This window comes from Thermogladius sp. KZ2Tp1 (assembly GCF_051131135.1).
Lineage (GTDB): Archaea > Thermoproteota > Thermoprotei_A > Sulfolobales > Desulfurococcaceae > Thermogladius.
In genome coordinates this window covers 319,801-331,789 of sequence record NZ_CP151274.1, presented here as the reverse complement: position 1 = coordinate 331,789, position 11,989 = coordinate 319,801, and the positions used below count along the sequence as shown (strand labels likewise).

12 protein-coding genes and 1 tRNA gene are annotated in these 11,989 nt (G+C 57.4%); 10 read left to right on the top strand and 3 right to left on the bottom strand.

The window, feature by feature from the left end:
- Positions 1–11: 11 nt before the first annotated feature.
- On the bottom strand, positions 12–1,139 hold the full coding sequence (locus WLZ34_RS01755) for a DNA double-strand break repair nuclease NurA (protein ID WP_434731993.1): 1,128 nt from the start codon (positions 1,137–1,139) through the stop codon (positions 12–14).
- Positions 1,140–1,229: 90 nt separating this feature from the next.
- Between WLZ34_RS01755 and WLZ34_RS01750 the strand changes: the two genes are divergently transcribed.
- From WLZ34_RS01750 to WLZ34_RS01730, 5 genes are all read left to right on the top strand, one after another.
- Positions 1,230–2,246 (top strand): phosphoesterase, encoded by a 1,017-nt coding sequence (locus WLZ34_RS01750; RefSeq protein WP_428726843.1) that lies wholly within the window; start codon positions 1,230–1,232, stop codon positions 2,244–2,246.
- Positions 2,247–2,304: 58 nt separating this feature from the next.
- On the top strand, positions 2,305–3,333 hold the full coding sequence (locus WLZ34_RS01745) for a histone deacetylase family protein (RefSeq protein ID WP_434731645.1): 1,029 nt from the start codon (positions 2,305–2,307) through the stop codon (positions 3,331–3,333).
- Positions 3,333–3,866, top strand: coding sequence for a class IV adenylate cyclase (cyaB, locus tag WLZ34_RS01740; RefSeq protein WP_434731644.1), 534 nt, complete (start codon positions 3,333–3,335; stop codon positions 3,864–3,866). The genes WLZ34_RS01745 and cyaB overlap by 1 nt, the downstream gene beginning before the upstream one ends.
- Before the next feature lie 3 nt (positions 3,867–3,869).
- Positions 3,870–4,538, top strand: coding sequence for a CRISPR-associated protein Cas4 (gene cas4 / locus WLZ34_RS01735; protein WP_434731643.1), 669 nt, complete (start codon positions 3,870–3,872; stop codon positions 4,536–4,538).
- Between the two features lie 413 nt (positions 4,539–4,951).
- Entirely contained in the window at positions 4,952–5,770 is an 819-nt protein-coding gene (locus WLZ34_RS01730; RefSeq protein WP_434731642.1) for a cation diffusion facilitator family transporter, read from the top strand.
- A 13-nt stretch (positions 5,771–5,783) separates the two neighbouring features.
- Here the strand turns inward: WLZ34_RS01730 and WLZ34_RS01725 are convergent, their stop codons facing one another.
- Entirely contained in the window at positions 5,784–6,587 is an 804-nt protein-coding gene (locus WLZ34_RS01725; protein WP_434731641.1) for an SAM hydrolase/SAM-dependent halogenase family protein, read from the bottom strand.
- Positions 6,588–6,920: 333 nt separating this feature from the next.
- On the opposite strand from WLZ34_RS01725, the gene WLZ34_RS01720 reads away from it, so the two are divergent.
- A tRNA-Ile gene (locus WLZ34_RS01720) sits at positions 6,921–6,994 on the top strand.
- Positions 6,995–6,999: 5 nt separating this feature from the next.
- Here WLZ34_RS01720 and WLZ34_RS01715 read toward each other — a convergent pair.
- A complete protein-coding gene (locus WLZ34_RS01715; RefSeq protein WP_434731640.1) occupies positions 7,000–7,857 on the bottom strand; it encodes a hypothetical protein in 858 nt (285 codons plus the stop codon).
- 94 nt (positions 7,858–7,951) lie between these two features.
- On the opposite strand from WLZ34_RS01715, the gene WLZ34_RS01710 reads away from it, so the two are divergent.
- The 4 genes from WLZ34_RS01710 to WLZ34_RS01695 all read left to right on the top strand — a co-directional run bounded on the left by WLZ34_RS01710 (position 7,952) and on the right by WLZ34_RS01695 (position 11,986).
- Positions 7,952–9,778, top strand: coding sequence for an aldehyde ferredoxin oxidoreductase family protein (locus tag WLZ34_RS01710; protein WP_434731639.1), 1,827 nt, complete (start codon positions 7,952–7,954; stop codon positions 9,776–9,778).
- Complete coding sequence (locus tag WLZ34_RS01705; RefSeq protein ID WP_428724567.1) at positions 9,775–10,149, top strand: DUF120 domain-containing protein; 375 nt, start codon at positions 9,775–9,777, stop codon at positions 10,147–10,149. Before WLZ34_RS01710 ends, WLZ34_RS01705 begins: the two co-directional genes overlap by 4 nt.
- A 99-nt stretch (positions 10,150–10,248) precedes the next feature.
- Positions 10,249–11,202, top strand: coding sequence for an ATP-binding cassette domain-containing protein (locus tag WLZ34_RS01700; protein ID WP_434731638.1), 954 nt, complete (start codon positions 10,249–10,251; stop codon positions 11,200–11,202).
- Positions 11,186–11,986 (top strand): ABC transporter permease, encoded by an 801-nt coding sequence (locus tag WLZ34_RS01695; protein ID WP_434731637.1) that lies wholly within the window; start codon positions 11,186–11,188, stop codon positions 11,984–11,986. Before WLZ34_RS01700 ends, WLZ34_RS01695 begins: the two co-directional genes overlap by 17 nt.
- Positions 11,987–11,989: the final 3 nt, after the last annotated feature.

Below are 11,989 nucleotides of genomic sequence, written 5' to 3'. Positions count from 1 at the left end.
TAATGTTCGATCTATGGACTTAAATACTGGAGGGTCGACTCGCGGTCCACGCCGACGGCTAGCATTACATTCCTCGCGATTGCTTCGCTGAGCCTCTTGACCCTCTGGTCGGCGATGACGATACTTAGCGGGATGCCCGCGCCAGCGCAAACAGAGTCGAAGAGAACCGGCTGGACGTCTCCCAAGCTACTCGTGTTGCCGAGCGTCTCGACCCTGAAAAAGACGTAGCTCCCTGTCTCACCCCCCACGAACCTCCGAGGCACGCATATGTACCACATGCTCCTATCCACTCTCCTCCCGTCGATCTCGCTCCTGACGCGAATAGGCCCTAGGGCGAAGGGGGACGCCTTCTTTCCGACGAACATCCTCTCAGACAAGATCGACAGGTACGCGTGGTCGCTGACCTTCTCGACCCCTAGCCTAAACGGGTCGTTGCGCGACAGGATGTGTGTGTACTGTAACCTCTTGACGATGCCGAAGACCCTAGTGGTGGAGTCGATCTTCTCGATGATCCCGAGCCTCCTTCTCATCAGGAGACTCCAGTTCTCCTTGTAGACGTCTATGAGGCGGCTTCTTCCACGCGCCTCTGTAACCGGGTGTGTGGGGAGGAACAGGGGGCCGTCTAGGAAGACTAGCTCCCCCCAACTCAGCACGTTCTCGAGTACATGGTTCTCGAGCTCTACGCGGTGCTCCTCGAGGGCGAGGGCCTTGTTGTACTCGGGCGGGTATGGGCGTGATGAGGGGTCTTTATACTCGACCCCCAGCTCCCCTAGCACGTTGTAGTTGAACGGCTGCACCTCCGGTATGACGAGTATGTACTTGTGGTCGCCTTGCGTCAATATCGAGGAGGGAGATGGTATATCGAACGCTTTGAGGCCTAGCCTACTAATCCCCGTCGCCGAGCCCACGGCTATGAACATGTACGGGGTGTCCACGACGCGGCTGCTGCTGTCCACGCCTACAATACCCTTTGGCACCGTCTGCGTACAGTATTCGCGGCTCAGCTCGTAGACCCCCACCTCCGACCCTTCCACGTCCCCGCTCTCGACGGACACGGTATACTGCCTAGACTCCTCTACTCTGACCACCCGACCGGAGCTTCTGCTTATCTCGTATAGTGCGCTGAGTATGCTGGCCACCAAACGTGGTTACCGAGTATTAATGTATCCTTTAAAATTGGTTTAATTATGTCTCTATAGCTTGAGCTGAGCCCGTTAGCGTGTCGACCTATGGAGAAACCCAAGAGAGTGCTGGTCGCCGGCGACTGGGACGCCGACGGCATCGTCTCGGCCGCCCTGCTGGTCTACACGCAGGAGAAGCTGTCACTCTACCCGCTCAAGAGCGTGAGCATAGTAGACAGGGTCCCCGTAGACCCCGATAGGTTGAGGTACATGCTCAACAGCATCTCGGCACCCTACGACCTGGTGGTCTTCCTAGACCTCCCATACGTCCCCTACACCGGAAATGTGCTGAAGATGATGAAACAGCACTTCGGAGTCGGGAAGATAATGTACGTAGACCACCACTTGTCAACACTGCAGCACGAGGAGGAGCTCAGGCAGATAGTAGACGTCCTCCTCGTAGACCACAGGCAACCAACGGTGGGACTTCTAATGGACGAGCTCTCGAAGAATGGCATTAGGGTTCACAAGCGGCTCGAGAGCTTCGCAATGGCGGTCAGGTACATGGACGCCGGTAAGAGGGTGCCCCCCGAGTACATGAAGATATTCGAGATAACGAAGACGATCTCGAAGGCTTTGACAGCGGTCAGAGACGACGAGTTGTGGGTTAAGATCGTGAACTGGCTGGCAGACCCTACACCGCTACCGATGCCTCTCGACGAGCAGGTCATGGCGAGGGTCAAGGAGGTGATCGACAAGAGGGACAGCGAGCTGAGAGAGGTGGCGATGTCGCTCGCGATCGAGGCGGTCAAGGTCGGGGACCTCAGGTTCGTAGACGCGAGGAAGAAGTGGAAGAAGCGCGGAGCCACCGCACTGGCCTCCAAACTCGCAAGCATACTCAGGGCTCCCGTCGCCCTGCTGGTCGACACGAACAAGAACCACAGTCTCCTGGTGATTAAGGCCTCGCGGGGCAGAGCCTACAGGATGGCAAAGTACCTAGTAGGGGAGGGCGTGGCGTACGACATCGCGGGACACCCGAATCTCGCGATCGTCAGAGTAGAGAAGGAGATCGACAAGAAAACGGTACTGGACGCCCTCCAGCAGGCCCTTTTCTACACTGCCTGAGCCCTGCAAAGGGTATTAAGGCCCCTGACCCCTACCTACACTCCTGAGGCATGGCGTTTTGCTCGAGGTAATCGTAACAAGGAGTTCGCTGACAAAGCACAAGCCTTGGTTCGACCACCCCGAGAACCCTGGTAGAGTGGTGAAGATCCTCGACACTCTCAAGAGGATGGGCTCGGTACCGTATAGAGTGTGGAGCGACGTAACGGACGCTGGGGAGGCTGTTGACGTAGCTAGCATGGTTCACAGCCGCGACTACGTCGAGAGGCTAGTCGACATTTCTAGGAGGGGTATCGCCCTCCTGGACGGCGACACGTACGTTGCCCCTGACAGTCTCGAACTGGCTCTAGAGTCGTTCCTGCTCTCTTACAGGTTCGCGGGCGAGCTGAGAGGCGTCTCCTTCCTAGTTATCAGGCCCCCGGGACACCACGCCGGTAAGAGGGGCAGGACGAAAGGTGTCTCGAGCAACGGGTTCTGCCTCTTGAACAACGCAGCGGCGGGCGTTCTCGGCTTCAGGCACAGAGGCTTCAAAAACATCGCCATACTAGACTTCGACGTCCACCACGGAAACGGTACAATGGAGATGTTCTACAGGGAGAGGGTCCTCCACATAGACCTCCACCAGCACCCCGACACCCTCTACCCGTACACGGGGTACCCCGATGAGATCGGGGAGGGCGAGGGGTTCGGCTTCAAGGCGAACTTCGTCTTCCAGCCGTACACGGGCGACGACTCTTACACGGCGGCACTAGACTACGTTGGGGACCTCCTCTCAAGGTACCAGCCCGACGCGCTCGTGGTCTCTGCGGGCTTCGACGGATACGCGGGCGACGGGCTGGCGGACCTCTCGCTGTCTGAGGCGTCGTATTACAGGCTGGGGAGACTGGTGAGAGACCTGGGCGTTCCTACGCTAGTAGTGCTCGAGGGAGGTTATACAAGGGGGCTTGAGGGGGGCTTTAGGGCTTTCGTCGAGGGGCTCGCTGGACTGGACAGGTCTTACACCCCAGCAACCAGCCCTAGGGGCGTCGCCAGGTTCAACGAGCAGGTCAACAGGGGTGTTTATGAACAGCTGGCGAAAAGGGTGGGGTGATGTACGAGACCGAGGCTAAGATAAGAGTTAACGGCAGCAAGGAGGGCGTGGTAACCTGGTTCGCTAGCATGGGGTTCCAGTACGTTGACACCTGCTACGAAGAGGACGTCTACTTCACGCACCCCTGTAGGGAATTCGCCGCGACAGACGAGGCGTTGAGGTTTAGGTACAAGAGATGTAGTAGCGGTGATGCCTACCTCCTGACATACAAGGGGCCTAGGGTTAACGAGGGCTTCGTTAAGACCAGGCTCGAGCTGGAGACCAGGCTCGAAGAGGGCCAGGTGAAGAGTGTACTAAAGACTCTCGAGATGCTCGGGTTCACAGGAAGGTTCGTCGTGAGGAAGAGCAGGGTCACACTAAGAAACGGGGGGATAACGGTCAGCGTTGACGAGGTCGAGGGTCTGGGCGTCTTTGTCGAGGTTGAGGGTGGGGGTATCGAACCCCTATTGAGAGAGGTAGCCTCGGCTCCTTGGTTTGGCGGCTTCGTCGGTAAAACATATCTAGAACTCATGTTAGAGAAGAGTAAGGTGTGAGAATTGTCCCACCAGAAGCAAGCTGTCCGCGTGAGGGCCTCCGAGGGCCGCGTCCTCTCTCTGGTCTACAGCAGGTTCGTGAAGGAGCAGGTCAGCAGGATGGGCGAGCTGACCGACCCCCGCGTAGTCTACGTCACCGACCTCGTGTCGTGCCACCACAAGTTCCACTTGAGGAAGCTGTACCCGGAGCTCTCCATCGGCTTCGAGCCCCCGGCGGTGGTGGGGAGCCTGATACACGCGGGCGTGGAGTCCATTGTGCTCCAGCACGGCTTCGTCCCGGAGTACACCGTGGAGAAGCACGTCGACGTCGGCGGCTCCCTCTACGTCTTGAAGGGGAGGGTCGACGCCTACAACGTAGAGACGAGGGAGGTCTTGGAGGTGAAGTCGGTTAAGACCTTCCAAGGGGAGCCCTACGACCACCACGTCCAGCAGCTCAACATATACCTCAACCTCCTGGGCTCACCCAGGGGCTACCTCCTCTACGTCTCGCACGACAGGATAGTGGAGTACGTCGTGGAGCCCTCCCACGTGGACGTCGAGGAGGAGGTGGCGAGGCTCCTAGCGGACGAGAAGCACCCGCTCTACCCCTGGGAGTGCCGCTACTGCCCGTACAGGAAGATATGCCCGTACAGGAGGCCAGAGGGCGAGGCCGAGCGCGAGGCGACACTCTGACGGTAAAGCTCGCGTCAGGGGTAACCGGTTCAAGTAGCGTCTATGTTTCTCTGCTCTCGGTTTTCCAGCAGTTTACGAGGGGTCTTAGCTACACTACCAGCCCGGCCCCTATAGCCATGGCTACGAGAACGTGCGTGCGTGGGGTTGACAGCGACTATTACAGGCGAGCTGGGCCTCGGATGGCCAGCGTGCCCTTTGTTTTGTCGTGCCACGGCAGTGCTGAAGGGTCCGTCAGCACTCAAGACCCATTTCATCCCATCGAGGTAGTCAAATACCCGAGCTCATCACTCGATTAGGTACATGGTTGTCTAGGCGTTTAAAGTGTTGCCCACTCAACCGGCCGCTGGCTTGCTGGGTTTAATAGGTGTGAGGGCCAATTTCTCTCCTCGGTACCTGCTCTGAGGGTGCCCAGGGTGGAGAGGGACAGGGTGGGCAGGACCATACTGCTCCTCGCCCTTCTGAGCGTAGCTGGCGGCCTCCTCAAGATCTACGGTAGTCTCACCGGCGGTTCGAGGGCCGTGTTCGTCGACGCTATGACGTCGATAGGCAACAGCGTCACTATAGCCCTGACCTACAAGTACTTCAGGGAGAGCTTGAAGCCCCCCGACCTCGACCACCATTACGGTCACTACAAGATGTTGATGGGGGCCCCCGTGTCAACCCTAATGGTCTACTCTTTCGTAGCGGGGGTCGTGTTATTCGACCTAATAGAGTCCTACGGAAACCCCTACAAGGTGGGCTACGAGTCCCCTCTTTTCGCGGCGCTAGCGGTCGTACCCTACGGAGTGGCAGTGGCCATATCGAAGGGCTCGAGGAGCTTCCTAGCCGTATACGGGGGCTTCACAGTTATCGAACTCATTGAGAGCTCGGTCTCTATAGCGTCGTCCATTGGCGGTATGGCGGTGAGTTACACGATCGACTACGCTGGAGCGCTAGTCTTGCTGGGCTACCTGCTCTTCGAGCTGGTGTCCAGCTTCCGAGAAGTCATCCTCTCCTACAGCGACGTGGCCCCGAAAGACGTCGTCGAGAGAGTTCACGCCATAGTCAAAGAGCTCAACGTCGAAGTCTCGAGGGTGAGAGTCAGAAAGGTGGCCGATGGGCTGTACCAGGGAGACGTTGTCGTAAGGGTCAGGCCGGGGACTCCTGTAGAGGAGGCGCACGCTATCATGGACAGGGTCGAGAAGGAGCTGGCCAAGCACGGTATCGAAGTGGTGGTCCACGTCGAGCCGTAGGTCCCCCGCGCGTCTAGCCCGCCTTCCTTATCACTAGCTCGTCGTCAAGTCTAACACCGAGTTCGCGGGACGCGTCGCCCATGTTCACCCCTAGCTCGAGGTAGTCGAAGCTGCTTATGTAGCAAGCCAGCTCTCCCACCTTGACTAAGCTGAAACTGCGAGTAAGAGTGCACTCCCTCCTCGCACTCCCCGCCTCTACTAGCAGCGTGTCGCCCATCCTCCAGCCGAGCGAGTCCAAGAGCCAGGGCTCAACGTTGGTCAACACATTCCCGTACACGTCTACGTATATGACCCTCGCTCTTACGCTCTCACCGTGGACCGAGGGCTTGGGTATCTCGATCACCTGTATACTGTTCGAGTCCACCCTCTCGCCCAGCTCGCTCAAGGGCACTCCGAGGCTGGCGTAGGCCGCCACGGGGGCGAATATGTCCCTACCGTGGAACGTCCCGGACACCCTCTCCAGGCGGTACCTCGACTCACCTATGTCGTAGACCTCCTCGATGCCGTCCTCTATTGCCAGGAGCGAGAGCAGCCCGTTGTCCGGCCCGACGAGGATGTAGTTTCTCGTCTTTACCAGGATACTCCTTCTCTGGCTGCCGACTCCCGGGTCTACGACAGCCACGAAGATCGTGCCTGGGGGGAAGTACTTCGCGGAGGACTTTAGGATCAGGGCGCCCTCTCTAATGTTCTGTCTCTCGACCCCGTGCGTCAAGTCCACTATCTCGGCGGCGGGGTTTATCCTCTTGATGACGCCCTTTAGGATCCCCACGTACGGGTCCTTGTAGCCGTAGTCCGTTAACAGGGCGATCAAAGGCATGGCAAGCCCCCAGCTAAAGACACATTATTATAGGCGCCTATAACTAAGTCTTAAATAGCCGGGGATGAGTACGACGGGCGGCCTGACACGTGATGACCCATTGTAGCACTAACCCGGCCCAGAGTTAAACCGCCCAGAGAGAAAGTGGCTCAAGCCTCAGCTTCAACCGGTCCTAGAAGGGGGAATGGTCGTAGAATCATTAACCCCCTTACCAGACATGGTTATTTAGTGGAGCCCGATGATTGACAGCGGATAATCGGATGAGTTGGTGAAGAGTTACGTGGATGAGGGCCGTTTTAAGCTTTAAAAGAAGAAGTCTAATCAGATAGATGGGGGCCCGTAGCTCAGCTTGGTGGAGCGCCCGGCTGATAACCGGGAGGTCCGGGGTTCGAATCCCCGCGGGCCCACTCTCCTAAAGGCCGGCAAAATACTCCACTATGCTGGGGGGTTGGACGAGCAGGTGCTCGCCTTTCTCGAACGCCACTTCGCCCCCCACGAACACGACCTGCGGCCCTCCCCGCATGGCCACTACTACTGGGCTCAGCTTACTGAGAGGCAGGGATAGTACTGGGTCGGACAGATCGTAGACAACGAGGTCGGCTAGAGAGCCCCTCTCAACGAAGCCGCTGTCGAGCCCGAGAACCCTGTACGGCTGGACAAGGGTCCTTAAGAGAGACTCGGGGTTGTCGGACTTGGAGAACCAGGCCTGCGGGCTTCTCGAGTGCTCTCGTCGCGTGTCGAGTATGAGGCACTCGTCCCCGATGCTGCGGGGGTCGCAGACGACCTCCCCCCACCTGCCTATCAACCTGTTGTCGAAGACGAGCATGCCCTCTTCAACGAGGATGTTGTAGACTCCCGGCTTCGCGCAGGGTTTTGAGGATATTACGGCAGCCGTTAAACCGTGTTTGCTGATCACGCTGGAGACCTTGCAGTCAGGGGTATCCTCTAGTATGGGGAGCGTGACGCCGTTCGCGTATGCCGTGCTAAGGGATGACAGAACGAGCTTTTCAACTGTGCCCTCGTCCGTTGGGGGCTGGACGGAGTCTAGACCTCTAAACGGGAATTCCACGCCTGGTACTAGGGCGCTGAAACCGTGTACGACCAGCGACGGCTTTTCGTATCTCAGTACGAGCTCCGACAGTTCGTACTCCGGCTGCGGCTCCTCGCCCACGTCTCTAATCTTACCCCCGTCGATGAACAAAAAACCTTTCTCGACCCCTTTCGACCCGTAATAGTACACCTCTCCGTGTATCAGCGTCCTCAGGCTCATCTCGGCCACCACGCCTACTCAACTTATGCTGTAAGTCATTATACATAAACTTTTATCTGTGGACCGCCTTTAGTAATCGTGTGAGGGGTGCGGCGTGAAGGGGTGGTGGGGCCGGCTTCTTAGAGTAGACCTTTCTAGGGGGAAGACTAGCGTCGTAGAAATCGACAAGAGGATACTCCTAGACTACATGGGTGGCAGAGGCCTCGCGATAAGGATCCTGTGGGAATACAACCCCCCGGGAGTGGACCCTCTATCCCCCTACAACACACTAGTGATAGCCTTGGGTCCGTTGTCCGGCTTGCCTCTGCCTAGTAGCGGTAAGCTCGTGGTGGCCTCCAAGAGCCCGCTGACGAACGGTTACGGTGACGGGAACATCGGTAGCATGGCGAGCCACCACCTCAAGAGGGCTGGTTTCGACGCGATCGTGATCCAGGGCAAGGCTAAGAAGCCCGTCTACCTGTACATCGAGAACGATAAAGTGAGTATAAACCCGGCAGACGACCTCTGGGGCCTCGACTCGTTCAGCGTGGAGGACAAGCTAGTTAGGGAGCACGGGAAGAACGTGGGCATCTTGACGATAGGACCTGCCGGCGAGAAGATGGTGAGGTATGCTACTGTTGTCTCCCAGAAGGGGAGGAGCGGCGGCCGTCCCGGGATAGGCGCTGTGATGGGCAGTAAGAACTTAAAGGCCGTTGTGATAAAGGGCACCCTCCAGCCCCCCGTCCACGACCTGGACTCCCTGAGGAAGACGGCCGAGGAGGCTTACAAGAAGATCATGGAGGCAGAGGGCTATGACTACTGGGTAAGGCAGGGTACGATGGCGACGATAGTGTGGAGCCAGCAAAACAGCGTGCTACCGACTATGAACTTCAGGGAGGGCGTGTGGGAGGAGTACGAGGGCATATCAGGGGACTTGATGGAGAAGCTTAAAGTCGACAGGCGGGCCTGCCCCTACTGCAACATGGGTTGCGGTAACGTGATAAAGGACGAGCTCGACGAGCTCAGCGAGCTGGACTACGAGAACGTGGCGATGCTGGGCAGCAACATACTGTTGGGCGACCTGAGGAAGGTGGCGGACATAAACAAGCTTGCCGACAAGTACGGTCTCGACACGATCTCGCTGGGGAACTCGATAGGATTCCTCATGGAGGCCAGCGAGAAGGGCTTCGTTAGGGAGAGGGTCGAGTGGGGCGACTACAAAGTGGTTAGGGAGCTCACCGAGGACGTGGCGCTTAGGCGCGGCTTGGGCGGGTTCCTCGCGGAGGGCGTAATGAGGATGAGTACGGCACTCGGAGGCGAGGCACTCGAGTTCGCAATACACGTTAAAGGCCTCGAGGTCTCGGCCTACGACTGCCACGCAGCCCCAGCGATGGCGCTCGCATACGGCACCTCGTCTATAGGTGCTCATCACAAGGACGCCTGGATCATAAGCTACGAGGTCAGGACGGACAGGCTCGGATACACAAGGGAGAAAGTCGAGAGGCTCGTGTACCTTCAGGACGTGAGGGGAGGGATGTTCGAGTCTTTAACCGTGTGTAGGCTCCCGTGGGTAGAGTTAGGGCTGGACCTCGACTACTACCTGAAGATGCTGAGCCACGTCACGGGTATCGAGTGGAGCTGGGGCATGATACGCGAGGTCGCAAACAGGATCTACACGTTGATAAGGGCCTTCTGGATAAGGGAGTTCGACGGGTGGAGCAAGTACTACGACTACCCGCCGGCTAGGTGGTTCAAACACCCGTTGACTAAGGGCCCATACAAGGGTGTCAAGCTAGACCCTGCGAAGTACGAGCAGATGCTCCAGGAGTACTACGCTCTGAGGGGCTGGGACAGCAACGGAGTACCGAAGCCCGAGACCCTCAGTAAGCTCGGACTAACGTTCGTCGAAGACGCGTTGAAGAGAGTTGGAGTACTGGTATGATAGCCATAACGGGGAGAGTAGTCTCCGGCCTCGGCGAGGGGGCTCTCTACGTAGACTTGTACAGGGTGTTTTTTATCAAGTATCTAGAGATAGACCCTTTCCCCGGCACCCTCAACATCGAAGTTGACAACCCCGTCTACGTGAGCGAAGTTCTCGGGATGATCAACCCTGTGAGAATACCACCACCTAGACCTGGCCTCGGCGGCGTGTTGGCGTACCCGGGTCTAATTCATAACCTCCGCGTCTACGTTGTGAGACCCGAGAAGACGAATCACCCACCGAGGATAGTGGAGATCGTTTCCGAGAGGTATCTGAGAGGCTACCTCAGGCTGAAAGACGGGGACCCTGTCACGGTCGTTTTACTAGCATGAGATGGCACAAGTCGCTATTATTGTTTAAAACAGGTTTCACGATATATGTTAAGAGTGTCTCGTTAACGCATGAAGGCTCGGCTCTTTAAGGCGCTTACCATGTCAAGCAAGACCTCAGCTGTTAGGATTGTGAACTTTACTAAGCGATTCGGGAGCTTTACTGCCGTGGACAGCTTGAACTTGGAGATATACGACAGGGAGATCTTCGGCTTCCTAGGCCCAAACGGCTCCGGTAAGACGACGACCTTGCTCACGATAGCGACAGTCTACAAGCCGACCAGTGGCGACATATACGTGTACGGCCACAGCGTGACGAAGGAGGACTACGAGGTAAGGAGGCTTGTCGGGATAGCGTTCCAGGACCCAAAGGCGCTGTGGATAGACAAAGTACAGGACATGTTGGAGTGGCATGCTAGAGTGGTCGGGCTCAGCAGAGTGGAGGCCAAGAACGTTGTTAAAGAGGTTCTGGAGACTCTCGAGTTGTGGGATCACAGGAACAAGTACTTCTACCAGCTAAGCGGGGGCACGCGCAAGAAAGTCGAGTTAGCAAAGGTACTCATCCAGCGGCCGCGGCTGGCTATACTGGACGAGCCCACGGCCCAGGTAGACGTGCCCACGAAGCACAAGCTCTGGGATATCATTAAGATGATGAGAGACGAGGGCTCGACTATAATAATCGCCACGAACGACATGTTCGAGGCCGAGAAAGTCTGCGAGCGGATCGGCATCATATACAAGGGTAGGCTGGTCACGGTCGACACTATTAGCGGCCTAAAGGACAAGATACCCAAGGGCGACGTAATAGAGGTCACGATCGAGGGCGACGGGTTGAGGGACAGGTTATTGAACATGTTGAGCGAGATAGGCAGGGTCGACTATAGCGGCAACGTCATAAGGGTCTTCGTCGAGAGAGCCGAGGAGAAGGCCTTGTTCGTTGCGGACATGTTGAGGTCTGCCGGGGTTAAGGTAAAGTCGCTGATGATCAAAGAGCCCACGCTAGACGACGTCTTCATGTACTTTACGGGGGCAAGGCTCATTGAGAGCAGTCAGTAGCCGAGACCTCGTAGACCTCCTCCACGTGATAGAGTGGGACGTTAGGAAGCTCAGACGCCAGACTCTTTTCGTGGCTATGAGGACAACGTGGTTCATACTACAGGTCATAGTATTCGGTACTAGCATCTCCCTGCTCGTCAGGTCCTTCCCGGGTCTCAACTACTACGACTTCTACCTCCTCGGCGTCTTCACGGCGCTTGTCTACTCTGTCAGTATAGCTAGGGGTTACGAGATCGCAGACGAGTTCGACGAAGGTATTGTAGAGTACCACTTGGCGCTCCCGGTGAAGAGGAGCACGCTAGCCCTGGGGCGCGTCCTGGGAGGGTCGGTGGCCTCGTTCCTCTTCACCCTCCCGATGTACGCCTTCATAATGTTCATGATCAGGCCGGACAACGCCTTTTACGTCCTCGTATCCCTCGCAGCCATATACTTGTTCTCGGCGGGGGTAGTAGGCTTGGTAATAACGGTCGTCCTGAGCGTCAAGTCAACCGATGCCACAGACATCTTAATGGGGGTTATCGACGCCCTCCTCGTCAGGCTCAGCACGGTGTTCTACCCGGCCCCGGTAATAGCGAAGGTGCTACCCTACTACTACGCGTCGCTCGCCAACCCCATATCGAGCGTCTCCGACTTCCTGAGGGTTTTGTTCCTACCCGAGTACGTGGTCTACGCTAGCCTCCCACCCCAGGGCCAGGTAGCCTACATCGTGGGGCTCGCAGCGGGCTTCTCGTACTTGGCGATATACGTCATCTCGCATAAACTCGAGGCGGGTGGCTGGAGGTAAGGT